Raw genomic sequence first — 24,427 nt, 5'->3', positions numbered from 1 at the left:
TTAGCTGCGGCGCAGGTTCAGGCGTTCCACCTGCTGGCGCATGTCCTCGTACATGGTCTGGACGAAGGCCGTGTAGGACTGCGTGTCCATGTAGTCGACCTCCTGGTCGAGCTGATCCATGACGCGCATGTGGTCCGGCTCCTCGATGCCCTTCTTGAAGGCGTCGTGCAGCACCTTGACGATGCCGGGGTCCATGCCCTTGGGACCGGCAATGCCGAAGGGTGAGTTGGAGACGATGTCGATGCCGCTCTCCTGCAGCGTCGGCACATTCGGCCAGCTCTTCGTGCGCTTCTTGCCCCAGGTGGCGAGCAGGCGGAGCTGGCCGGCATTGACGAGAGGCGCCCAGCCACTCGAATCCGCCTGCGCCGTGACGTGCCCGCCGAGCACCGCGGCATTGGTCTCCGAGGCGCCGCGGAAGGGCACGTGGGTCCACTTGATGTTCTCGCGCGCGGCGATGTCCATCATGGTGATGTGCAGCGAGGTGCCGGCGCCCGGCGTGCCGTAGGTCACTTTGTCCGGATTGGCGCGGGCGAACTCGACGAGGTCCTTCATCGTCTTGTGAGGGCTGTCGGCGCGCACCGTCGTGCCGAAGCAATAGCCGGCGACGTGGACGACGTAGCTGAAATCGGTCAGCGGGTTGAAGGCGACGCGCGTCATGTGCGGCAGGCGGAACATGGTGATGGGCATCTGCGCCAGCGTGTATCCGTCGGGCCTGGCGCCGGCCGCCATCTGCGCCGGGCCGAGCGTGCCGGCGGCGCCGGGCTTGTTCTCGACGATGATGCGCTCGCCGAGATGCTTCTGGCTGGCCTCGGCCAGCGCACGGAAGCCCATGTCGGTGGAGCCACCCGCCGTCCAGGGCACGATCAGCGTCACCGGCCGGTTGGGAAACCGGGCCTGGGCGAGGGCCGGGGCGGCAAGGCCCGCAAGGGCCAGCGTCGACGAGGTCGCGATGAAGCGGCGGCGCGACGGCATCCAGATCGTCTTGGTCATTCGGTGTCCTCCTGGTCGGGCCGCCCAGGCGCTCTTCATGGCGCGCGTGGCATCCCGGCGTTTCAACCCGACCCGAGTAGACCGGACTTCGCCGGGCTGTTCAAGGCGAGAAGGCAGGAGGCGGGCCGTTCAGCTTCTCAGGCCCGGCGCTTCCTGACCGGTGCGGGCGACATATTCGGTGTAGCCGCCGCCATAGGCGTGGATGCCGTCCGGGGTCAGTTCCAGCACACGGTTGGAGAGTGCGGCTAGGAAATGCCGGTCGTGCGAGACGAAGAGCATGGTACCCTCGTAGTCCTTCAGCGCCTCGATCAGCATCTGCTTGGTTGCCATGTCCAGGTGGTTGGTCGGCTCGTCCAGCACCAGGAAGTTCGGCGGATCGTAAAGCATTCGCGCCATGACGAGGCGGGCCTTCTCGCCGCCGGAGAGCACGCGGCAACGCTTTTCAACGTCGTCGCCGGAAAAGCCGAAGCAGCCGGCGAGCGCCCGGAGCGAACCCTGTCCCGCCTGCGGAAAGGCGTCCTCCAGCCACTGGAACACGGTCTGCTCGCCGTCCAGCAACTCCATGGCGTGCTGGGCGAAATAGCCCATCTTGATGCTCGCCCCGAGATTCACCGCGCCCGCATCCGGTTCGGTCGCGCCGGTGACGAGCTTCAGCAGCGTCGACTTGCCGGCGCCGTTGACGCCCATGACGCACCAGCGCTCTCGGCGGCGGATCTGGAAGTCGAGACCCTCGTAGATGGTGCGGCTGCCATAGCGCTTGTCGACCTGCTTGAGGCTGACCACGTCCTCACCGGAGCGTGGCGCCGGCTGGAACTCGAACATCACGGTCTGGCGGCGGCGCGGCGGCTCGACCCGGTCGATCTTGTCGAGCTTCTTCACCCGGCTCTGCACCTGCGCGGCATGGGAGGCGCGCGCTTTGAACCGCTCGATGAAGGCGATCTCCTTCGCCAGCATCGCCTGCTGGCGTTCGAACTGCGCCTGCTGCTGCTTCTCGGCGAGAGCCCGCTGCTGCTCGTAGAAGGCATAGTCGCCCGTGTAGCTGGTCAGCGAGCCGCCATCGATCTCGATGATCTTGCCGACGATGCGGTTCATGAACTCGCGGTCGTGCGAGGTCATCATCAACGCGCCCTCGTAGCCCTTCAGGAAGGCCTCAAGCCAGATCAGGCTCTCGATGTCGAGGTGGTTCGAGGGCTCGTCGAGCAGCATGGCGTCCGGGCGCATCAGCAGGATGCGGGCGAGCGCCACGCGCATCTTCCAGCCGCCGGAGAGCTTGCCGACATCGCCCTCCATCATCTCGTCGGAGAAGCCGAGGCCGGCCAGCACCTCGCGCGCCCGGCCGTCCAGCGCATAGCCGTCGAGTTCCTCGAAGCGGCCCTGCACCTCGCCATAGCGGGTGATGATCTCGTCCATGCGGTCGGCCTGGTCAGGATCGGCCATGGCCGCCTCGAGCACCTTGAGCTCGGCCGCCACCTCGCTGACCGGCCCGGCCCCGTTCATCACCTCGGCCACGGCGCTGCGGCCGGCCATGTCGCCGACATCCTGGCTGAAATAGCCGATGGTGATGCCGCGGTCGCTGGAGACCTGGCCCTCGTCGGGCTGCTCCTCGCCGGTGATCATGCGGAAGAGCGTCGTCTTGCCAGCGCCGTTGGGGCCGACGAGGCCGATCTTCTCGCCCCTTTGCAGGGCGGCCGAGGCCTCGATGAAGACGATCTGCTTGCCGTTCTGCTTGCTGATGCTTTCCAGTCGAATCATACGCGCGGGCTACCCGATGAGATGTGTTTCAGGGGGCCATACGCCATGCGGCGGCGAGGGGAAAGGGCGCGCGGTCTCCCCGGCCAGCACAACACGGGGTGCCGCGTGATGGGGCTTGCGCCGCATCGGCCCGGCGCGAACACTGACGCCCGGGTCCAGACGGCGCGTCGGTGCGACGGAGAGGCCGAACGGGCATGGCCCGAGGGAGCACGCATGAACCCCGACATCGCCGGCCTCGCCCAGAAGATCCGCGCGCTCGAGGCGCAACTGGAGGCGGAGATGGCCCGGCGCAGGGCGGACCTGCGGTTCGGTCTGGAACGGGGCCGAGCGGTCTTCGAGGCGGAGATCATGCGCCGCCACCGCGAGATGAAGACGCGCCTCTTCGTCTATATCCGCAACGCCCGCCCGCTGGTGATCCTGTCGGCGCCGCTAATCTATGCCCTCATCGTCCCGCTCGTGCTGCTGGACCTGTTCATCACCGTCTATCAGGCCGTCTGCTTTCCGATCTACGGCATTCCCAAGGTCCGCCGGCGGGACTACTTCATCTTTGACCGGCATCACCTCGTCTATCTCAATCTCGTCGAGAAGCTCAACTGCGCCTACTGCTCCTACGCGACCGGCCTGATCGGCTATGCGCGCGAGATCACCGGCCGCACCGAGCAGCACTGGTGCCCGATCAAGCATGCGCGGCGCGTGATCGGGGCTCACGCCGCCTACGCCGAGTTCGAGGACTTTGGTGATGCCGAGGGCTACAGGGCCTCTGTGCGGCGCCGGGATGACCGTTAGACCGCAGGTCGCGGCCTCCTCGGTCGGCAGGAACCCGCCTAGTCCCCCCGGTAGCGCGGCTCGCGCTTCTCGCGGAACGAGGCGACGCCCTCGGCATAGTCCGCGCTCGCCTGCGCCAGCAGATACTGGTCGCGGTCGAGCGCCGCGGCCACCGGCGCCAGCGCATTGGCATAGGCGTTGATGCCGCTCTTGCACATGCGCAGCTGCACCGGCGGCATGGCCGCCGCCCGCTCGGCGAAGGCAAGTGCCCGCGCCAGCGCTCCGCCGGCGGGCGCCACTTCATCGACGAGGCCCCAATCGAGCGCACGCGCCGCGTCGATCTGCTCGGCCAGCATGACGAGGCGCTTGGTGCGCGCCGGCCCCATCAGATTGACGAGGCGCGGCAGCGACCCCCAGCTCATGTTCATGCCGCGCTCGATCTCCGGCACGTAGAAGCGGCATCCCTCGCCGACGACGCGCAGGTCGAAGCCCGCCGCCATCGCCACCCCGCCACCGACGCACCAGCCCTCCGCCGCAAAGACGGTGAGCGGCTCCAGCGCCTCGAAGGCGGCACAGAGCCTCGGGCCGACGGCGAGCGCCTCGCGCCGTTCGGCGAGCGTCAGGCCGGCCAGCCGGTCGCCGTCGGAAAGGTTAAAGCCGAGGGTGAAGAGGTCGGCCCGGCCGGTGAGCACCACCGCCGACAGGTGCGGGTCGGTGGAAAGGCCGCGCGCGGCCTCCAGCAGTGCGGTCATGGCCGCGACCGACAGGAGATTGCCGGGCGTCGGTCCGTCGAGGTGGATGACGGCGATGCGCTCCGTCGTCTCGACGCTCACGCCGTGGGTGTCGGTGGCCATTGCTCGCTCCCTCCCTGCCCGGTGCGGCTGTCGCCACGGGGCGAGGCCCCGCGCCGTTCCGGCCCTGCCGTTGCCGCCAAGGCTAGCATGGCGGGCGAGGCCGTCAGCCTCGTCCGGAGGGAAGGGGGGCGAGAGGGTGGAGGGTGCGAAGGAGAGGCGGTGTGTGGTCAGGCGCCGCGATACTGGTCGTCCGTCACCGGCTCCATCCAGTCGACATGCTTGCCGTCGAGCGCCTCGTGGATAGCGACATGGGTCATGCCGGTGGTCGGCCCGGCCCCGTGCCAGTGCTTCTCGCCCGGCGGGATCCAGACGGTGTCGCCGGCCCGGATCGTCTCGATCGGCCCGCCCAGCCTCTGCACCAGGCCGCAGCCGGAGGTGACGAACAGCGTCTGCCCGAGCGGATGGGTGTGCCAGTTGGTGCGCGCGCCGGGGTCGAAGCGCACCACGGCGGCGCGCACGCGGGCCGGCGCCGGGGCCTCGACGATGGGGTCCTGCCAGACATTGCCGGTGAACCAGTCGGCCGGCGGCCGGCGCGAGTCCGTCTCGCCGCAGCGCGTGATGTCCATGGTGTTTCTCCCTCAGGTCGCTTGTCCGGCTGCGGGTCCTGCGCCCGAGCATGCAGCGGCAGGATAGGGGCGTAGAGGGAGCGGGCAAGGGGGAGAGGCTAGCGCAGCGCCGCGAGGAAACTCGTTGGCGTGAGTTGCACGTGTGCATCCAGCGGGGGGCGAATGCTGAAGGCCTTCGGTGATCGCGCAAAATTCCAGACCCGGATCAGGTGCCATGTGTCGCGATAGTGCTCGGCAGCGGCGATTTCATTGCGCGTCAGATGGAATGGAGTTCGCTCCCAACCATTGGTCGTTTTGACCTCAATGAGGCGTGCTTGGCCGTTTGGCTCAAAACTCCGAACATCGAAGCCCGCGCCATCACCTTCTCTCCGCGAGGTCCATTCCACTCTGTCAGCTAGATCGGGTCGCCCTGATGCCCTGAGATTGAAGACCTCGTTGGTGACGACAAGCTCTTCACCTGCGTTGCCCAAAGCTCGATTTCGCGCGTCACGCTCCGCCACGTCATACTTACGCGCGATCAACGCCATTCGCTCGGCATCAATCGGCGGTGGTTGGTTCGAGGCGGTAGGGGGCGGGCCGATCCAGAGAGGTTCTCTAGCCTCCGCAAAACCTTCATCACGCCCCTCTACGCGATGACGATCAACGTTTGCAGGCCAGCCCTCTTGCTGATCGAGCCTACGTAAGACGGCATCGACCAGAGAAGCCTGAAACTGCGAGGCAGGCTTGTAGCCATCGATCCAAGGCTGCCCCAATCCAAGCAGTACGGCACTGATGTTCTGATGCTTGAACTCAATGGAGCCTTCCGAGCGTCGCCCAAGGGCCTGCTGGAGAAGCCGGCGATGATGGGCTTTGGAGGGCCTGTCGCCTGTCAACTCGGCGCGTAGCATGTCGAAGTAGTCCGAGACGATCAGGTCGTTCTCTTGGTCTGTCCAATCCAATCCGCGCATGAGCCCAATACACTGACGGCGTCCTTCGACCTCATCTTCGGTCGATAGGACGCCGCCTTGCAATCAGAAAGTGCAGACGGGCTGATGCATCAGCCCGCGCCGGTTATCAACTGCACCCCGTCGTGCTTCCGCACGTGTCGCACTTCAAACACGTGCCGTTCCGCACCATGGTGAAGTTCGAGCACTCGGGGCAGGCATCGCCCACATAGCCGCGGAGCTTGGCTTCCGCCCGCCGGTCGGAGGTCGAGCGCTCGGCCTTCACCTCGGGGGCGGCCTCCGCCGTGTCGAACAGCGCGGTGAGCGTGGGGGAGACGGCGGCCGCCACCTCCTCCTTCAGCGCCGTGGCGCCGATGCTCTGGGGTCCCCGACCGCTCATGGTAACGACCGTGCCGGTGCGCCCGTCGCTCGACAGCGAACCCGGCGTCGGCTGGCCGGTCTGGCCGGTGACGAGGGTGAACTTGTCGGTCTTGCCGCGCACCAGGCCCTTGGAGAGCACGCTGCGCGCGCCTTCGGTGGCACCCGTTCCCAGCGCGTCGTAGCGGCTCTCGCCGGGATCGACATGGCCGAGATCGGCGCGGCCGAGATAGCTCACGGCGAGCTCGCGGAACACGTAGTCGAGGATCGAGGTCGCATACTTGATGGTGTCGTTGCCCTGCACGGGGCCCGCCGGCTCGAAGCGGGTGAAGGTGAAGGCCTCGACATACTCATCCAGCGGCACGCCGTACTGGAGACCCAGCGAGATGGCGATGGCGAAGTTGTTGAGGAGCGAGCGCAGCGCCGCGCCCTCCTTGTGCATGTCGATGAAGATCTCGCCGATGCGGCCGTCGTCATATTCGCCGGTGCGCAGATACACCTTGTGGCCGCCGACCACGGCCTTCTGGGTGTAGCCCTTGCGGCGGTCCGGCATGCGCTCGCGCTCGCGGATCACCTGCACGCGCTCCACCACCTTCTCGACGATGCGCTCGGCGAGCGCGGCGGCGCGGGCGGCCTGCGGCTTCTCCATGAACTCCTCGACGCCGTCCTCGTCCTCGTCGTCCTCGATGAGCTGGGAGTTCAGCGGCTGGGAGAGCTTGGAGCCGTCGCGGTAGAGGGCGTTGGCCTTCAGCGCCAGCTTCCACGAGAGCATGTAGGCGCTCTTGCAGTCGTCGACGGTGGCCTCGTTCGGCATGTTGATGGTCTTGGAGATGGCGCCCGAGATGAAGGGCTGGGCCGCCGCCATCATGCGGATGTGGCTCTCCACCGAGAGGTAGCGCTTGCCCTTGCGGCCGCAGGGGTTGGCGCAGTCGAACACCGCGTAGTGCTCGAGCTTGAGGTGCGGCGCGCCTTCCAGCGTCATGGCGCCGCAGACATGCTCGTTGGCCGCCTCGATGTCCTTCTTCGAGAAGCCGATGCGGGCCAGAAGCTCGAAGCCGGGGGCGTTCACCTCATCGGCGGGAATGCCGAGGGTCTTGACCACGAAGTCCTCGCCGAGCGTCCACTTATTGAAGACGAACTTGATGTCGAAGGCGGTCTTCAACTGGGCCTCGGCCTTGGCCAGCGCCTCGTCGGTGAAGCCCTTGGCCTTCAGCGTCGAGGGGTTGATGGCGGGGGCCTGGGCCAGCGTGCCGTGGCCGACCGCATAGGCCTCCATCTCGGCGATGTCGCTCTCGCGGTAGCCGAGGGTGCGCAGCGCCTCCGGCACCGCCTGGTTGATGATCTTGAAGTAGCCGCCGCCGGCCAGCTTCTTGAACTTCACCAGCGCGAAGTCGGGCTCGATGCCGGTGGTGTCGCAGTCCATGACGAGGCCGATCGTGCCGGTGGGCGCGATGACCGAGACCTGGGCGTTGCGGTAGCCGTTCTTTTCACCGAGGGCGAGCGCCTCGTCCCAGGCGCGGGTGGCATGGGCGACGAGGCCCGGCACCGGGCAGTTGCGATGGTCGAGGGCGACCGGGTTCACCGCCAGCGCCTCGTAGCCGGTGTTGTGGCCGTGGGCGGCCCGGGCGTGGTTGCGGATGACCCGCAGCATGGCCTCGCGGTTCGGCGCATAGCCCGGGAAGGCGCCGAGTTCGCCGGCCATCTCCGCCGAGGTCTTGTAGGACACGCCGGTCATGATGGCGGTCAGCACGCCGGCCAGCGCCCGGCCGTGGTCGCTGTCGTAGGGAATGCCCATGGTCATCAGCAGGCCGCCGATATTGGCGTAGCCGAGGCCGAGGGTGCGGTACTCGTAGGAGCGTTCGGCGATCTGGCGCGAGGGGAACTGCGCCATCAGCACCGAGATCTCGAGCACGACGGTCCACAGGCGGCACAGGTGCTCGTAGCCATCGACGTCGAAGTGCTTGGCCTTCGGATCGTAGAACTGCAGCAGGTTGGCCGAGGCGAGGTTGCAGGCCGTGTCGTCGAGGAACATGTATTCCGAACACGGGTTCGACGCGCGGATCGGGCCGGCCGCCGGACAGGTGTGCCAGTCGTTCATCGTCGTGTTGAAGTGCAGGCCCGGATCGGCCGAGGCCCAGGCGGCGTGACCGATCTTCTCCCAGAGGTCGCGCGCCTTCAGCGTCTTCATCACCTTGCCGGAGATGCGGGCGGTGAGGTTCCAGTCGCCGTCCTTCTCCACCGCCTGCAGGAAGTCGTCCTTCAGCGAGACGGAGTTGTTGGAGTTCTGGCCGGCCACCGTCAGATAGGCGTCCGAATCCCAGTCAGTGTCATAGGTCGGGAAATCGATGTCCGTGTAGCCCTGGCGGGCGAACTGGATGACCCGCTTGATGTAGTTGTCGGGCACCATCGACTTGCGCGCCGCCTTCACCTCGCGCTTCAGCGCGGTGTTCAGGTTCGGGTCGAAGCATGAGTCGCCGTCGCCCTCGCAGTTGATGCAGGCCTTCATGATGGCCTTGAGGTGCTTGGCGACGATCTTCGAGCCGGTCACCAGCGCGGCGACCTTCTGCTCCTCGATCACCTTCCAGTCGATATAGGCCTCGATATCCGGATGGTCGGCATCGACCACCACCATCTTGGCGGCACGGCGGGTCGTGCCGCCGGACTTGATGGCGCCGGCGGCGCGGTCGCCGATCTTCAGGAAGCTCATCAGGCCGGAGGAGCGGCCGCCGCCGGCGAGCTTCTCGCCCTCGCCGCGCAGATAGGAGAAGTTCGAGCCGGTGCCCGAGCCGTACTTGAACAGGCGCGCCTCGCGCACCCAAAGATCCATGATGCCGCCCTCGTTGACGAGGTCGTCGGCGACCGACTGGATGAAGCAGGCATGCGGCTGCGGGTGCTCGTAGGCCGACTTCGACTTGGTGAGCTTGCCGGTCTCGAAGTCGACGTAGTAGTGGCCCTGACCGGGGCCGTCGATGCCATAGGCCCAGTGCAGGCCGGTGTTGAACCACTGCGGCGAGTTCGGCGCCACCATCTGGCGGGCGAGCATGAAGCGCAACTCATCGAAGAAGGCCTGGGCATCGGCCTCCTGGTCGAAATAGCCGCCCTTCCAGCCCCAGTAGGTCCAGGTACCCGCGAGACGGTCGAAGACCTGCTGCGAGGTGGTCTCGCCGATCCAGCGCTCCTTCTCCGGCAGCTCCTTCAGCGCCTTCTCGTCGGGCGCCGAGCGCCACAGCCACGAGGGCACCGAATTCTCCTCGACGCGCTTCAGGCGCGCCGGAACGCCGGCCTTACGGAAATACTTCTGCGCGAGAATGTCGGCGGCCACCTGGCTCCAGGCCTCCGGCACCTCGATGCCTTCCAGCCGGAAGACGATCGATCCGTCGGGATTGCGGATCTCCGAGGTTGCCGTGCGGAAGGCGATCCCCTGATAGGGTGACTGTCCGGCCGTGGTGTAACGCCTGTCGATGCGCATCGTCAGATCCTCGTCTCGCGGCCAGGAGTGTGCTCCTGCGCCGTCATTGGGTCCACCCGCGTGGACCTGCCCCGCCCGGTGTTATCCGGGCCCCGTTTGTCGCCCCGGCCGGCTTGTGCCCGCTCTCCACAGGGGAGGGGCTGCCGGCTCGTTGAAACCGTTTCGCGCTCGCGGCGCGGACCCCGGCCGTCGCTCCGCCCCCCGCTGGCCGCGATCCGCCCGGGGGCGGCCGCCATCCATCGGTTGCAGAGACACTTTTCCAGCGCCGACGCACGAGCGCGTCAGCAGCCTTCAAGACCGTCTGGGGAAGGCCCTGCGGAGACTTGAAACGATCCGCCGAACCGAAGGCAACCGTATGCGTCAGGCACTCTCGACGTCAAGATATAGTGGGCACAGGTAAACGAGCCCCTAAATATGGTGTGGACGTCGCAGAATTTCGAGGGGGCGTCGGTCGACGGAAGCAAGTGTCGGAAATCGCGGGGAGATTCGGCAAGGGGATTTTGCGGGTGTCCGCCACCGTCCGCCGATTCCCCGCAATGCAAGGGATAACTTCCCCCGTCATCCCCAGGTCGCCTGCCAGTCATGTGGCAGAATCGTGACAGCGCGCCGCCGTCGCGTTGCTGCTTCGTTCCGGAGAATCGCCGCGCGCGCGTGGCCTTCCCTTACGTCGCCCCGCCTTTGCTAGGCTCCTCGAATCACAGGCGAATCGCGGCCGGCGCCGAATCGGGCGCCACACAGGAAAACGGCCGGGTCGCCCCGGCCGCTTCGCATCACGATTGTTCGGTCGCCTGTCCTACTCGGCGGCCTTGCGGCTCCACCATCCGCGGCGGGACGATGCCGCGGCGGCCGGCTGGATGGTCTCGACCGGTTCAGGATCCGGCGTGCGGCGACGCTTCACCGGCGCGGCCGGCGGCTCGGGCTCAGGGACCACTGCTGCGAGCGGTGCCGCTGCGGGGGCAGGGGGGGCGCTCACCGCCTCGGGAGCGGGGGCGCTTGCCGCAACAGGAGCCGGCTCTCCGATCGGTTCGGCGCGCGGCGTGCGTCGCCGGCGGGCCGGTTCGGCGGGGGCCGCAACCACGTCCTCGGCCACCACCGGGGTGGAGGTCTCGCTTCCCGCCTCGGCAATCTCGACAGTGCGCGGCCCGCGGCCACGGCGGCCCGCATGGCGCGGCTCGCGCGGTGCTTCCGCCTCCTCGGCGACCGGGAAGGGATCATCGACCGCCGGCTGGTCGCCGTCGGCTGCCGTCGCGCTCTCGCCTCCGGCCTCGTCCTCGCGGCGCGACCGGCGCCCGCCGCGGCGTCCGCGCCGGCGACGGCGGCGTTCCGCCTCGCTGGCCTCGTCTGTCCCGGTCTCGCCGTCGGTCTCCGAAGCGGTCGCCTCGTTGTCGTCCTCGTCCTCGCCGTCCTCGCCGGCGGCCGCATCCTGGTCCTCATCGGCCGCCGAACGCTCGCCGCCCTCGGCGCCGTCCTCGCGACCATCGGTGCGACCGCGCCGACGGCGCCGGCGGCGCTTGCGGCGACGCTCGCTGCCTTCCTCGCCTTCGCCTTCGCCTTCGCTGCGGTCCCGGCGGCTCTCGCGTGTCTCTTCGCCGGCCTCGGCCTCGCTCTCCTCGGCCTCGTCCTCGAAGTCCTCTTCAACGAGATCCTCGGGCTCGACCGGAACAGGCAGCACGGCCGGCGGCTTGTAGGCCGTCTCGGGCGTGTGCACCTGTGCGCCCTTCTCGATGGCGAACATGTGCTGGCCGGTGATGGTCTCGTCGGCATGGATATCGACGCTGACGCGGAAGCGCGTTTCCAGCTCGTGCAGGTGCGCGCGCTTGTTGTTGAGCACGTAGAGCGCGACCGCCGTGCGCGTGCGCACGATGACGTCGTGGGTCGCCGCGCGCAGCAGCTGCTCCTCGGCCGAGCGCAGCAGATGCAGCGCCACGGAGGAGACGGAGCGCACATGGCCGAGGCCGCCGCAGGTCGGGCAGCTCTCGGTCGAGCTTTCCAGCACGCCGGTGCGGATGCGCTGGCGGCTCATTTCCAGAAGGCCGAAATGCGAGATGCGGCCGACCTGGATGCGCGCCCGGTCGTTCTTCAGCGCATCCTTCATGCGCTTCTCGACGGCGCGGTTGTTGCGGCCCTCGTCCATGTCGATGAAGTCGACGACGATGAGGCCCGCGAGATCGCGCAGGCGCAGCTGGCGAGCCACCTCGTCGGCGGCCTCCAGATTGGTTCTGACCGCTGTGTCCTCGATATTGTGCTCGCGGGTCGAGCGACCCGAGTTTACGTCAATGGCGACCAGGGCTTCCGTCGGGTTGATGACGATATAGCCGCCCGACTTGAGCTGCACGGTGTTGGAGAACATGGCGTCGAGCTGCGCCTCGACGCCCGAGCGGGCGAAGAGCGGCTGCGGCTCGCGATAGGGCTTCACGTTCTTCGCATGGCTCGGCATGAGCATGCGCATGAAGTCCTTGGCCTCCTTGTAGCCCTCCTCGCCAGCGACCAGGACCTCCTCGATGTCCTTGTTGTAGAGGTCGCGGATGGAGCGCTTGATCAGCGAACCTTCCTCGTAGACCAGCGTCGGCGCGTGGGACTTCAGCGTCGTCTCGCGCACCGTCTCCCACATGCGCAGGAGATACTCGAAGTCGCGCTTCACCTCGGTCTTGGTGCGGTTGGCGCCGGCGGTGCGCAGGATGACGCCCATGCCGTCGGGCACCTCGAGGTCGCCGGCGATGGTCTTCAGCCGCTTGCGGTCGGCGGCATTGGTGATCTTGCGGGAAATGCCGCCGCCGCGGGCGGTGTTGGGCATCAGCACCGAGTAGCGGCCGGCCAGCGACAGGTAGGTGGTCAGCGCCGCGCCCTTGTTGCCGCGCTCCTCCTTGACGACCTGAACCAGCATGACCTGCCGGCGCTTGATCACTTCCTGGATCTTGTACTGCTTGCGCGGACGGAAGGTGCGGTCCGGCATGTCCTCGTAGGCATCGCCCGCGCCGACGGATTCGACCTGGTCCTCCTCGCGCGGGGCCTCGCCGTTCTCCTCGTCGCCGTTTTCCTCGTCGTCCTCGTCTTCGTCCTCGTCGGAGGCGTCACGGGCTGAGGGGCTGTCGTTGTCTCCGGAGGAGGCCTCTTCGGCGTTCTCGGCGGGTTCGGTTTCCACCGCCGTCTCGACGCCGGCGGTCTCGCTCGCCACCACGGAGGTATCATCGTCCCCGCGCTCCTCGATCGCCTCGCCGTCGGCATCGATCTCGGCCTCGCCGGTCACCGCTTCGGAGGTTTTCGCATCGGCCGCCTCGTTGCGCGGGCGGCGCTCGCCGCGGCGACGGCGGCGGCCGTTGCCGCCCTTGCCCGGACGCTCGGAGCGGCGGCTGCGGCCGTTGTCCTCGTCGTCCTCCTCGCGGTGCTGGCGCGCCTCGTCGGCGAGCAGCGCCTCCCGGTCGGCCACCGGGATCTGGTAGTAGTCGGGGTGAATTTCGGAGAAGGCGAGAAAGCCGTGCCGGTTGCCGCCATATTCGATGAAGGCGGCCTGCAGCGACGGTTCGACCCGTGTCACCTTGGCGAGATAGATATTGCCGCGAAGCTGTTTGCGGGACTGGCTCTCGAAATCGAATTCCTCGACGCGATTACCACGGACCACCACAACCCGGGTTTCTTCCGGGTGGGCGGCATCGATGAGCATCTTGTTGGCCATCGGATGAGCTCTTGTGTGTTGGGACGGCCGCTTGCGCCGGCCCGACTGGGCCCCGCTCGGCGAGAAGTGCCGGGTCGGCGCCGACATGGCGCCGGCGCACGGCCGTCAATGTTGTGGAAAGGGAAGGGGTAGGGCCGAAGGCGAGGCGGACGGCGGGGCGGCGAGCGAAAGCGGCAAAGCCGCCCGTTCGTCCTGACCCGATAGCAACCGTCGATGCCGGCATGCCGTACACCCGTGAACGTGATGCGCCGCAAGGAAGATGCGGCGAAGGGGCACGGTCGTCTGGGTCTCTGGGAGAAACCTGAACGGGGCGCTTCTCGGATGATCAAGCCGCGGAACCGGATGGGTATCACCGGTAGCAAACGCGACTCGCTACCCTCGGGCCCGCGAACCATGCGGGAGAGGTTGTAACGGCGCGAGGGCCGCATTGGCAAGCCGGATAAGCGACGGGGGGCAAAACAGCTTCCCCGTCATGTGCTTGACGTTGAACGTCAACCTGCGAGCACGACCACCGGGGTGCCGATGCGGGCGCGGTTATGCAGGTCGATGATGTCGTGGTTGAACAGGCGGATGCAGCCCGACGACACCGCGGTGCCGATCGACGAGGGCACATTGGTGCCGTGCAGGCGGTACATCGTGTCCCGATTGCCGCGGTAGAGATAGAGCGCGCGGGCGCCCAGCGGATTGTTGATGCCGCCCGGCATGCCGCCGGCATAGCGGGCGTTGCGGGGATCGTAGCGGATCATGTTGGCCGTGGGCGTCCAGTTCGGCCAGGAGCCCTTGCGGCCGACGACGGCGCGGCCATGCCAGAGGGCGCCCTGGCGTCCGACGCCGACGCCATAGCGGATCGCGGTGCCGCGGCCCGTGACGAAATAGAGATGCCGCTCGGAGGGGCGCACCACGATGGTGCCGGGAGCTTCGCCGCCGGAATAGGCCACAGTCTGGCGGAGCCAGCGCGGATTGACGCCCGAGGTGTCCATCGCCGGCAGCGTCACGCGCCCTTCCGAGACGGTCCCGTAGGAGCCGGCGTTGTGCATGGCCGGGGTGCATGCCGTCGTCAGGATCGCCGGGGCCGCCAGGACGAAGAACCGACGGGAGAGTTGGAGCGGCTCAGGGCCGCTCGCGGAGGACGGGGATGCGACATTCACGGAATCGTTCTGCATCACTGCGCTGCCCTGCGATGAATCGTGGTTAAATGCGAGGGCCTACAGGTGACCTGTTCGCGAAAAAGCCGCAATCACGAAGCCGCGAGAAGCGCTCTGTGACACCACCGAGGGGGATGGGCTGTTGCGCAAATCCCACAGTTTCGCGGCGGGGCAGGCGAGGCACTGATGCTGACCCATAACGGAAGGTCACAGGGTTGCCGCAGTGCCGTCGCACCAGCGGGCATCGACAAGGACGCAGCGCATGATCAGGCTTCAGCTTCTGCCCCATGACGGGCTTGGCCCCTTCAAGCTCGGGGCAGGCCGTCCGGCCATCCGTGCCGCCGCGCGGGCGCTTGGACTGGGGGCCGGCACGCACCATGCCGAAGCCGACGTCTTCGCCGACGAGACGATCCAGGTCGACTATGATGCTGCGGGGCGCGTGAGGTTCATCGGCGTGGCGCCGCTGCCTGAGGTCCATCGCGTCATCTGTGCCGGTCTCGACTGCGCCGACACGCCTGCGACCGAGCTGTTCCGCGCGGTGGCCGCCGGGGAGGGCGGCGGCGACCATGCGTTCGACGCCGACGGCTATCTGTTCCCGAACCAGATCGTCGCGCTCTGGGCCGCCGACGAGCAGTACGATGCGCTGGCGCCCGAAGGCCGCAAGCGTGCGATCTGGGGCCAGGTCGGCGTCGGTACACCGGCCTATCGCGAACTCGTCGAGAAGATCACGGCGCGCGATACCTGACCCGTGCCGTCCGTTGCCGAGGTGCAACGCCCGCTCCGGGACCTGCCCGCAATGCTTAACGACGGGTTAACCCGCCCCGTCCTATGAGTTATCGGATGTTGGCGGTCTCCTGGCCGTCGTCGCAGCGATTCTCCGAGGGTTTATGGCTCCGGGCCGCCTCCTCGCCGTCCTGCTGGCCGCATCCGTCCTGACGGGCGCCGCCTCGCAGGCCCAGACGACCGGCGCGGTCTCCGCCGCCGGGCGCGGTGCCGTGGCGCGACCGGCTGGAGACGGCGCGCGCTCGACCCTGCCGGCCGCGGTCTCCGCGGCGCATCTGACGGTCGACGGCCAGCGCACGCGCCTGACCTTCGACCTGACGCGGGCGGTGGAGATGCGCGCCTTTGCACTCGCCGATCCCTACCGCGTCATCATCGACCTCGACGAGGTGAACTTCCACATGGCGCCGCGGGCGGTCGCCGAGCGGCGCGGCCTCGTCAAGACGTTCCGCTTCGGCCTTTTCGCGCCGGGAAAGTCGCGCATCGTGGTGGAGCTGTCCGGGCCGGCGATCATCGAGCGGGCCCTGACCATCGAGGGCGAGGAGGGCCGGCCGCCGCGGCTCCACCTTGATCTGGTGCGCACCGACGCCGAGGGTTTCCGGCGCGCCCTCGCCGATCGCGCTGTCAGCAACCTCGCGCGCCGCGGCGATCGCGAGACCCTGGGTCCACGCCTGTCGCAACGGCCCGACGACGATAGTGGTCCCCCGGTCATCGTCATCGATCCCGGCCATGGCGGCATCGACCCCGGCGCGACCGCGCCGTCGACCGGCGACGAGGAGAAGATGATCGTCCTCGACTTCGCCAAGGTGCTGCGCGACAAGCTCGCCGCCGGCGGGCGCTATCGCGTTGTGATGACGCGCGACCGCGACATCTTCATCCCACTGGCAGACCGCGTCAGGATCGCACGCGAGGCGCGCGCCCACCTGTTCATCTCCGTGCATGCCGATTCTATCGGCGGCGCCAACGAGAATGCCCGCGGCGTGACGGTCTATACGCTGTCGGACCGCGCCTCGGATGCCGATTCCGAGCGCCTCGCCGAGCGCGAGAACAAGGCCGACGCCATTGCCGGCCTCGATCTGTCGGAAGAGCCCTCCGAGATCGCCGATATTCTCATCGACCTTACCCGTCGCGAGACCCGCATCTATTCGGCGAACTTCGCCCGCACGCTGGCCGGCGAGATGCGCCAGGTGACGCGAATGCACCGCCTGCCGCTACGCTCGGCGGGCTTCCAGGTGCTGCGGGCCCACGACATCCCCTCGGTCCTGGTGGAACTCGGCTTCGTCACCAGCCGGCGCGATGTCGAGATGCTGACATCGGCGATCTGGCGCGACCGCACCGCCGATTCCGTCGCCAAGGCGGTCGGCCAGTTCTTCGCCACCCGGAACGGGACCGTGGCGCCGGCGGCACGCCGATGAGCGATCACCCATCGCGCCATCGACGGGTCACATCCGCGCCACAGTCGCAGGACATCCGTGACCTCCATGCGCATCCCGCCGCCGATTTGGCCGATCTGCCGGGCCGTGCGGATGGGCGGGGCAAGGGCTTCGTGCTATCATTGAGCAGAGATTGATCGGGGCATCCCCGGCCGGATTGCGGTCCGGTCCGATCCCGGGGACGACGAGAGGCGCAGCCCTCAAGGGCGCGGTTTGACCGGATGAGACTGGTTTTCCGATTCTTCGGCTGGGTTTTCGGGCTCGGGACGATCGCGTTCCTGCTCGCCGCGGCCGGCGCAGCCGTCTACGTCGTGCAGGTCACCAAGGAACTGCCCGACTACAACACGTTGCGCAATTACGAGCCGCCGATCATGAGCCGCGTCCACGCCTCGGACGGTCAGCTCATGGCGGAATATGCCCGCGAGCGGCGCCTCTATCTGCCCATGCAGGCCGTGCCGAAAATGGTCGTCCAGGCCTTCCTCTCCGCCGAGGACAAGAACTTCTACAACCACAACGGCATCGACTTCACCGGCATCGCCCGCGCCGCGCTGACCAATTTCCAGAACCGCGGCTCCAACCGCCGCCCGCAGGGTGCATCCACCATCACCCAGCAGGTGGCGAAGAACTTCCTGCTCTCCGGCGAGCAGACGGTCGACCGCAAGGTGCGCGAGGCGCTCATCGCCATGCGCATGGAATCGGCCTTCACCAAGGACCAGATTCTCGAGCTCTACCTGAACGAGATCTATCTCGGCTTCGTCATTCCCGGCTACGGCGCCTATGGCATCGCCGCGGCCGCGCTGGTCTATTTCGACAAGTCGGTTCACGAACTGACGATCCCCGAGGCGGCCTATCTCGCCGCTCTGCCGAAGAGCCCGACGCAGCTGCACCCCTTCCGTAACCGCGACCGCGCCCTTGAGCGCCGCAACTACGTCATCAGCCGCATGGTCGAGGACGGCCACATCACCGCCGAGCAGGGCGAGGCCGCCCGTCGCACGCCGCTGACCGTCAACCCGCGCTCGCCGCGCCAGCAGACCTTCGCCGCCGACTTCTTCGCGGAAGAGGTGCGGCGCGAGATGACCGACCGCTTCGGCGACAAGAAGCTGCTGGAAGGTGGCCTGTCGATCCGCACCACGCTTGATCCCAAGCTGCAGGTCGCCGCCCGCCAGGCGCTGACCGCCGGCCTGATCCGTTTCGACGAGGCGCGCGGCTGGCGCGGCCCGGTCACGCGGATCGAGGACATGGGCGGCGACTGGGGCATGAAGCTCGCCGAAATCCGCTCGTTCAACGACGTCGGCTGGCGCCTCGCGGTCGTCATCGACTCGCAGGGCGAAACGGCCCGCATCGGCCTTCAGCCCGGGCGCGAGGCCTCCGGTCAGGTCAGTGCCGCGCGTGTCATCGGCCTCATCACCGCTGAAGGTGCGCGCTGGGCGCGCCGCCCGGTGAGCCGGACGCTCAACGCCGGCGACGTCGTCTATGTCGAGCCGCTCGCCGGCCGCGACGGGCAGTTCCGCCTGCGCCAGATCCCGGAAGTCTCCGGCGGCCTTGTCGCCATGGACCCCTATACGGGCCGCGTCCTCGCCATGGTCGGCGGCTTCTCCTTCGACCAGAGCCAGTTCAACCGCGCCACGCAGGCGCGCCGCCAGCCGGGCTCTTCCTTCAAGCCCTTCGTCTATGCCGCCGCGCTCGACAACGGCTACACGCCATCGACCGTGGTCATGGACGCGCCCTTCGAGCTCGCGACGGGAAATGGCGAGGTCTGGCGGCCGGAGAACTATTCCGGCCAGTTCTACGGCCCGCAGACGCTGCGCTTCGGCATCGAGCGCTCGCGCAACGTCATGACCGTGCGCCTCGCCAATGACGTCGGCATGCCGCTGATCGCCGAATATGCCAAGCGCTTCGGCGTCTATGACGACATGCCCTCGTTCCTGTCCTACGCGCTGGGCGCCGGCGAGACGACGGTCATGCGCATGACCGCGGCCTATTCGATGTTCGCCAACGGCGGCCGCCGCATCCGCCCGACGCTCATCGACCGCATCCAGGACCGCACCGGTTCCACCATCTTCCGCCACGACGACCGCCAGTGCCAGGGCTGCACGGCGCCGCGCTGGCAGAACCAGGACGAGCCGATCCTCGTCGACCGGCGCGAGCAGGTGCTCGACCCGATGACCGCCTACCAGATGACCTCGATGATGGAGGGCGTGGTCCTGCGCGGCACCGCCACCAGCCTGCGGGCGCTCGGCAAGCCGATCGCCGGCAAGACCGGCACCACCAACGACGCCAAGGATGCCTGGTTCGTCGGCTTCTCGCCCGATCTCGCGGTTGGCGTGTATGTCGGTTACGACACCCCGCGCAGCCTCGGCGCCAGCGCCACCGGCGGTGCTCTGGCCGTGCCGATCTTCCAGGACTTCATGCGCGTGGCGCTCGCCGATCGCCCGGCCGTGCCCTTCCGTGTGCCGACCGGGATCAAGCTGATCCGGATCGATCCGCGGACCGGCCTGCGCGCCGGTGCCGGCTCCACCGGCGCCATCCTCGAGGCCTTCAAGCCGGGCACTGCTCCGCCCGACAGCTACCAGCTCATCAACCCCTTCGACTCGGCCGCCGCCGGGCAGCGCCGCGGCCCCTCCAGCGAGAGCAACCGGGCCATCGGCACGGGAACCGGCGGGCTGTACTGAAAGCCTGACGGGTCGTCGGCACCATTCCCGGCGGTCCGCCTGCGGCCTTGTCGCCGCTGGTCGACATCTGGAGTGCCGGAGGCCTGTCCATGGAAGGGTCCGTCGTCATTGCGCTGTTCCTGGGGTTCATTGCCCTGGTGGTAGCCCTGCTGGCCTATCTCTCGTGGCAGACGATCGTCATGCGTCGCATCATGCGCGGCTGGGTCCGGGTTCCTGCCAAGGCTCTCCGCGCGCGGACGGCGCCGCTCGGGAGCAAGACGGCGAACGTGACGCTCGAGGTCGAAGTCGACTACGATTTTGCCGGACGATCCTATCGCCGATGGTGCGGCGTTCCCGACCGTACGGGCTACAATGTTGCCGCCATGAACCCGACGGCAGCCTTGGCCGATCTCATCGCGCGCCACAGCGGCGGCCGGTCCATCGAGATCATCGTCAATCCGGCCGATCCCGGCATTGCCTTCCTGCGCATGCCCAGTCTCAAGATGCTGGTCATGATGATTGTCGCCGCGATCCTGCTGCCGGCTGCGATCTTCATTCCGATGTTCGCGGCACACGACTGAGCCGCGGCTGGACGGGCCGCCGCATGGCATGCAGCGGCATTGCGCCCCCCGCGCTCTTTGGTGATCGTCTTACTCCGGCGCGGGGTCCCGCAGCAGGTGGTAGAGGATGATGGCGCCGAAGGTCGCCGTCCCGATGCCGTCAAGCGTGAAGCCGGCGATGGTCAGCTTGAAGTTGCCGGCGCCGAGCACGAGCGCCACCGCAACGGTGATGAGGTTGCGTGGGTTCGAGAAGTCGACCTTGTTCTCCACCCAGATGCGCCCGGCCGTCGCGGCGATGAGGCCGAAGACGACGATGGCGAGGCCGCCGAGCACCGGCACGGGGATGGTGAGGATCAGCGCTCCGAACTTCGGCGAGAAGCCGAGCAGGATGGCGATCAGCGCCGCCGCCACGAACATCAGCGTCGAGTAGATGCGGGTCACCGCCATCACGCCCATGTTCTCGGCATAGGTGGTGACGCCGGTGCCGCCGGCCGAGCCCGACAGCATGGTAGCGATGCCGTCGCCCACGAAGGCGCGGCCGATATAGGGGTCGAGATTGCGGCCGGTCATGGCGGCGATGCCCTTCAGGTGGCCGAGATTCTCGGCGACCAGGATGATCGCCACCGGCGCGATCAGCACCATGGCCTTCGCGTCGAAGACCGGCGCGGTGAACTTCGGCAGGCCGAAGAGCGGCGCGGCGGCGATCTTGGAGAAGTCGATGGCCGGCCCGAGGCCCATGCCGTTGGCAAGGACGAGGTAGAGGACATAGCCGGCGACGGCGCCGAGCAGGATCGGCAGGCGGCGCCACATGCCCGGCGCATAGACGGCGAAGGCGCCGACCGCCACGACCGTGAACAGCGCGATCCAGCGCGAGAAGGCCGAGCCCTCGGCGTTGGTCGGGCCGGTCCCCGACGCCATGCCGATGGCGATCGGCGCCAGCACCAGGCCGATGGCGGCGACGATCGCGCCGGTGACGACCGGCGGCATGACCTTCTCGACCCAGTCGTGGCCGGTCGCCATCACGACGAGGCCGATGGCCGTATAGAGCGCGCCGGCCGCGACGATGCCGCCGAGCGCGACTCCGATATTGGGCGCAGCGCCCGCAGCCGTTCCCGCCGCGATGGCGGCGAGGACCGGCCCGATGAAGGCGAAGGAGGAGCCGAGATAGCTCGGCACCCGGCCGCCGGTGACCACGAAGAAGATGAGCGTGGCGATGCCGGAGAAGAGGATGGCGACGTTCGGGTCGAAGCCCATCAGAATCGGCGCGAGCACGGTGGCGCCGAACATGGCGACGACATGCTGCAGGCCGACGACGACGGTCTGGCCGAGCGGCAGCCTCTCGTCCGGCATGACGATGCCGCCGCTCTTCTCCATCCATTTCGGGAAATAGCCGTCAGCCATGATGTGCCCCCATCAGGCGCATCCCGGCCGGAGGATTCCGTCGGCTGCGCCACGGCCTGTCATGCTAGGCGGTGACAGGCGGCGGCTACAGGGGCGGGGGCATATCATCCACCGGAAAAGCGGTTCTCAGCCTGCCATGGCGAGCAGGGAGAGGCCGGTGAGGAACAGAGCCAGGGCGGCGCTCGCGGCGCGGATGCGGTTCCACCGGTTCCAGCGATCGGCGAAGGCGGCCCAGTCGGCCGCGGGCGCGGCGCTGGCGGGGGGAAGCCGGGCGAGAGCCTCGTTCAGCGGCACGTTGACGGCGATCGTCACCCCGAAGGTCCCGAGCCCGTAGGCGAGGGTCGCGGCAAGCAGAAGCGCGGCCGCGCCCGCCAGTCCCGAAAGCCACGCCAGGATCGCCGCCGACGGCAGCAGCACCACGGCGCCGAGAAAGGAGGCGAAGAACACCGGGTTGAGGATGACCACGTTGATGATCCGCATGGCGTCGATGGCCTGCTGTGGCGGCAGCCGGTCGAAGGCGAGCATCACCGAGGTCGCATAGGCGTAGAAGACGCCGGCCGCGAGGCCCGTCGCGATCAGGGCGGCGAGGGTGAAGAGCATGGCGGCGATGGTCATCGCGAGGGTTCCTTCCGGTCGTCCGAGCGTGCCATAGGAGGGGCCACCGCGCGTCAGCATCGGCGCGCAACGTGCCCCGAGATCGAGGTGGCCCGATGCCAGTCCTGCCACAACCCCGTGCCCTGACCCTGATCGGCGTTCCGGTGGAGGAGGGCGCCGGCACGCTCGGCGCGGCCATGGGTCCGCGCGCCCTGCGCACTGCCGGCCTGGTCGCGGCCCTGCGCGAACTGGGGCATGACGTCGAGGACGACGGCGATGTCACGCTGCCCGCAGTTCAGACGCCCGCGACCTTCCCGGAGAACGCCCGCAATTTCGCCCGTGTCGCCGGCTGGTCGCGTGCGGCCCATGAGCGGACGGGCGCCGCCCTCGACCGGGGCCGGATACCAATCGTGCTCGGCGGCGATCATTCGCTGTCCATGGGCTCGGTCTCGGCGGTGGCGGATCATTGCGCCGCAATCGGGAGCGAGCTCGTTGTGCTGTGGCTCGACGCCCATGCCGACTTCAACACGCCGGCGACCTCGCCCTCCGGCAACATGCACGGCATGTCCGCTGCGATGCTGACGCGCGAGCCCGGGCTGGAAGGCGTGCTGCCGGACCCGCACGCCGCCGTCGATCCGCGCAACCTGATCCTGTTCGGCATTCGCTCCGTCGATACCGCCGAGCGCGAGTTGTTGCGCTCGCGCGGCGTTGAAGTCATCGACATGCGCCTCATCGACGAGTTCGGCGCGGCCGCGCTTATCCGCGACGTCATTGAGCGCGTGACGGCGCGCGGTGGCCACCTGCATGTGAGCCTTGATCTCGATGTCATCGACCCCTCGCTGGCGCCGGGGGTCGGAACGCCGGTCGCCGGCGGCGCCACCTATCGCGAGGCCCACCTCGTCATGGAACTGCTGCATGAGAGCGGCCTCGTCGGCTCGCTCGACGTGGTCGAACTGAACCCCTTCCTCGACGAGCGCGGCAGGAGCGCGCTTCTCCTCGTCGATCTCGTCGCCAGCCTGTTCGGGAGGCAGGTCTGGTCGCTCTAACGCATGTCTATCAGGCTGCAGGGCATCTCTCGTCCGCGGATGAGCAGGCGCGCCGGCCTACCGGGGAGGTGCAGCAGTTCGTCGTCGCGATGCCGCGGCCACCGACGATTGACACGAGGGCGCGCTTGACTAGGGTGCGCCCTCTTTTTCGTCCACCCTGAAGGGAAGTGCCCCATGCGTGCCGACATCGTCGCCACGGCCGAGGCCATCAAGGAGTCTGTCGGGCTCCTGAGGAGGCATCTTTGACTGGGATGTCTCGACCAAACGCCTCGCCGAACTGAACGCCCTCGCCGAGAGCCAGGACCTCTGGAACGATCCGGAGAAGGCGCAGAAGGTCATGCAGGAGCGCAACGCGCTCGACAGCCGCATGAACGCGCTGACGGAGATCAACCGCGATCTCACCGACAATCTCGAACTCGCCGAAATGGCCGAGGACGAGGGCGATGAAGCCACGCTGAACGAGGCCGCCAAGGCCCTGGTCGAGGCGCGCAAGCGGGCGGAGCGCCTCCAGCTCGAGGCGCTGCTCTCGGGCGAGGCCGATGCCAACGACACCTATCTCGAGGTTCATGCCGGCGCCGGCGGTACCGAGAGCCAGGACTGGGCGCTGATGCTCATGCGCATGTACACGCGCTGGGCCGAGCGGCGTGGCTTCAAGGTCGAGGTGGTCGAGGAGAGCCCCGGTGAAGAAGCGGGGATCAAGTCGACCACGCTGCTGATCAAGGGCCACAACGCCTATGGCTGGCTGAAGACCGAGGCCGGCGTGCATCGTCTCGTGCGCATCTCGCCGTTTGATTCCAACGCCCGCCGCCACACCTCCTTCGCCTCCGCCACGGTCTATCCGGTGGTGGACGACAAGATCGACATCCAGATCAACGAGGCCGACGTGCGCGTCGACACGATGCGTTCCGGCGGCGCCGGCGGCCAGCACGTCAACAAGACCGAATCGGCCGTCCGCCTTGTCCATAATCCGACCGGCGTCATGGTCGTTTCGGAAGGCTCGCGCTCGCAGCATGCCAACCGGGCGGTGGCCTGGCAGATGCTGCGCGCCAAGCTCTACGAGCGCGAGCTGAAGATCCGCGAGGAGGCCGCCGCCGCCGAATTCGCCGCCAAGACCGATATCGGCTGGGGCCACCAGATTCGCTCCTACGTGCTGCAGCCCTATCAGCTCGTGAAGGACCTGCGCACCGGCAAGACCTCCGGCGTGCCGTCGGACGTGCTCGACGGCGACCTCGACGGGTTCATGGAGGCGACGCTGGCCATGCGCGCCTACGGCACCAAGGAAGGCGACACCGACGACGTGGAGTGAGCCTTCGGTCGCGCGGTGGACCAACAGGCCGCCCGCCGGAGGCGTTTCCGGTGTCGGCGGCCTGACACGCCCGGGGGTCGTGCGTTGTTCTGATGTTGTATTGGTGCAACAAGCGACCCGGCGTGAAGCATTGCGACACTT

The 24,427-nt window shown here is 68.0% G+C and carries 17 protein-coding genes; 7 read left to right on the top strand and 10 right to left on the bottom strand.

Annotated elements, in window-relative coordinates; translation table 11 throughout:
* Both ACJ4V0_RS02770 and ACJ4V0_RS02765 read right to left on the bottom strand, forming a co-directional pair.
* A complete protein-coding gene (locus ACJ4V0_RS02770; protein WP_448298028.1) occupies positions 1 to 990 on the bottom strand; it encodes a tripartite tricarboxylate transporter substrate binding protein in 990 nt (329 codons plus the stop codon).
* A 129-nt stretch (positions 991 to 1,119) separates the two neighbouring features.
* Entirely contained in the window at positions 1,120 to 2,742 is a 1,623-nt protein-coding gene (locus tag ACJ4V0_RS02765) for an ABC-F family ATP-binding cassette domain-containing protein (protein ID WP_448298027.1), read from the bottom strand.
* 213 nt (positions 2,743 to 2,955) lie between these two features.
* On the opposite strand from ACJ4V0_RS02765, the gene ACJ4V0_RS02760 reads away from it, so the two are divergent.
* The gene (locus ACJ4V0_RS02760) at positions 2,956 to 3,528 is read left to right on the top strand and encodes a hypothetical protein (RefSeq protein ID WP_448298026.1); all 573 of its coding nucleotides are present in this window, start codon (positions 2,956 to 2,958) and stop codon (positions 3,526 to 3,528) included.
* 38 nt (positions 3,529 to 3,566) lie between these two features.
* Here the strand turns inward: ACJ4V0_RS02760 and ACJ4V0_RS02755 are convergent, their stop codons facing one another.
* From ACJ4V0_RS02755 to ACJ4V0_RS02730, 6 genes are all read right to left on the bottom strand, one after another.
* Positions 3,567 to 4,361, bottom strand: a complete 795-nt coding sequence (locus tag ACJ4V0_RS02755) for an enoyl-CoA hydratase/isomerase family protein (protein WP_448298025.1) — start codon at positions 4,359 to 4,361, stop codon at positions 3,567 to 3,569.
* Between the two features lie 167 nt (positions 4,362 to 4,528).
* Positions 4,529 to 4,927 (bottom strand): (R)-mandelonitrile lyase, encoded by a 399-nt coding sequence (locus ACJ4V0_RS02750; RefSeq protein WP_448298024.1) that lies wholly within the window; start codon positions 4,925 to 4,927, stop codon positions 4,529 to 4,531.
* A gap of 98 nt (positions 4,928 to 5,025) precedes the next feature.
* Entirely contained in the window at positions 5,026 to 5,874 is an 849-nt protein-coding gene (locus ACJ4V0_RS02745) for a protein NO VEIN domain-containing protein (RefSeq protein ID WP_448298023.1), read from the bottom strand.
* A gap of 106 nt (positions 5,875 to 5,980) precedes the next feature.
* Positions 5,981 to 9,697 carry a vitamin B12-dependent ribonucleotide reductase gene (locus ACJ4V0_RS02740; RefSeq protein WP_448298022.1) on the bottom strand — a complete coding sequence of 1,239 codons (3,717 nt, stop codon included), beginning with the start codon at positions 9,695 to 9,697 and terminating at the stop codon, positions 5,981 to 5,983.
* A gap of 793 nt (positions 9,698 to 10,490) precedes the next feature.
* A complete protein-coding gene (locus tag ACJ4V0_RS02735; RefSeq protein WP_448298021.1) occupies positions 10,491 to 13,370 on the bottom strand; it encodes an Rne/Rng family ribonuclease in 2,880 nt (959 codons plus the stop codon).
* 491 nt (positions 13,371 to 13,861) lie between these two features.
* A complete protein-coding gene (locus ACJ4V0_RS02730) occupies positions 13,862 to 14,533 on the bottom strand; it encodes a L,D-transpeptidase (protein WP_448298020.1) in 672 nt (223 codons plus the stop codon).
* 244 nt (positions 14,534 to 14,777) lie between these two features.
* On the opposite strand from ACJ4V0_RS02730, the gene ACJ4V0_RS02725 reads away from it, so the two are divergent.
* The 4 genes from ACJ4V0_RS02725 (at position 14,778) to ACJ4V0_RS02710 (ending at position 19,960) form a co-directional block, all read left to right on the top strand.
* Positions 14,778 to 15,260 (top strand): hypothetical protein, encoded by a 483-nt coding sequence (locus ACJ4V0_RS02725; RefSeq protein ID WP_448298019.1) that lies wholly within the window; start codon positions 14,778 to 14,780, stop codon positions 15,258 to 15,260.
* A 142-nt stretch (positions 15,261 to 15,402) separates the two neighbouring features.
* On the top strand, positions 15,403 to 16,710 hold the full coding sequence (locus tag ACJ4V0_RS02720) for an N-acetylmuramoyl-L-alanine amidase (protein WP_448298018.1): 1,308 nt from the start codon (positions 15,403 to 15,405) through the stop codon (positions 16,708 to 16,710).
* 239 nt (positions 16,711 to 16,949) lie between these two features.
* On the top strand, positions 16,950 to 19,400 hold the full coding sequence (locus ACJ4V0_RS02715; RefSeq protein WP_448298017.1) for a penicillin-binding protein 1A: 2,451 nt from the start codon (positions 16,950 to 16,952) through the stop codon (positions 19,398 to 19,400).
* Between the two features lie 89 nt (positions 19,401 to 19,489).
* Complete coding sequence (locus tag ACJ4V0_RS02710; RefSeq protein WP_448298016.1) at positions 19,490 to 19,960, top strand: hypothetical protein; 471 nt, start codon at positions 19,490 to 19,492, stop codon at positions 19,958 to 19,960.
* A gap of 69 nt (positions 19,961 to 20,029) precedes the next feature.
* Here ACJ4V0_RS02710 and ACJ4V0_RS02705 read toward each other — a convergent pair whose 3' ends face one another.
* Positions 20,030 to 21,340 (bottom strand): solute carrier family 23 protein, encoded by a 1,311-nt coding sequence (locus tag ACJ4V0_RS02705; RefSeq protein ID WP_448298015.1) that lies wholly within the window; start codon positions 21,338 to 21,340, stop codon positions 20,030 to 20,032.
* Positions 21,341 to 21,466: 126 nt separating this feature from the next.
* Complete coding sequence (locus ACJ4V0_RS02700) at positions 21,467 to 21,955, bottom strand: anthrone oxygenase family protein (RefSeq protein ID WP_448298014.1); 489 nt, start codon at positions 21,953 to 21,955, stop codon at positions 21,467 to 21,469.
* 95 nt (positions 21,956 to 22,050) lie between these two features.
* Here ACJ4V0_RS02700 and rocF point away from each other — a divergent pair, with 95 nt between their 5' ends.
* Together rocF and prfB are read left to right on the top strand one after the other, a co-directional pair.
* Positions 22,051 to 22,980, top strand: a complete 930-nt coding sequence (rocF, locus tag ACJ4V0_RS02695) for an arginase (RefSeq protein ID WP_448298013.1) — start codon at positions 22,051 to 22,053, stop codon at positions 22,978 to 22,980.
* A 174-nt stretch (positions 22,981 to 23,154) separates the two neighbouring features.
* Positions 23,155 to 24,286, top strand: a protein-coding gene (gene prfB, locus ACJ4V0_RS02690) for a peptide chain release factor 2 (protein ID WP_448298012.1) whose coding sequence is annotated in 2 segments (ribosomal slippage) — positions 23,155 to 23,223 and positions 23,225 to 24,286 — 1,131 coding nt in all. Because the reading frame shifts where the segments join, the coding sequence is not laid out codon by codon here.
* Positions 24,287 to 24,427: the final 141 nt, after the last annotated feature.

Source organism: Phreatobacter aquiterrae (assembly GCF_053471285.1).
Note: the sequence above shows the minus strand (reverse complement) of the source record. Positions and strands in the feature narration are given on the sequence as shown.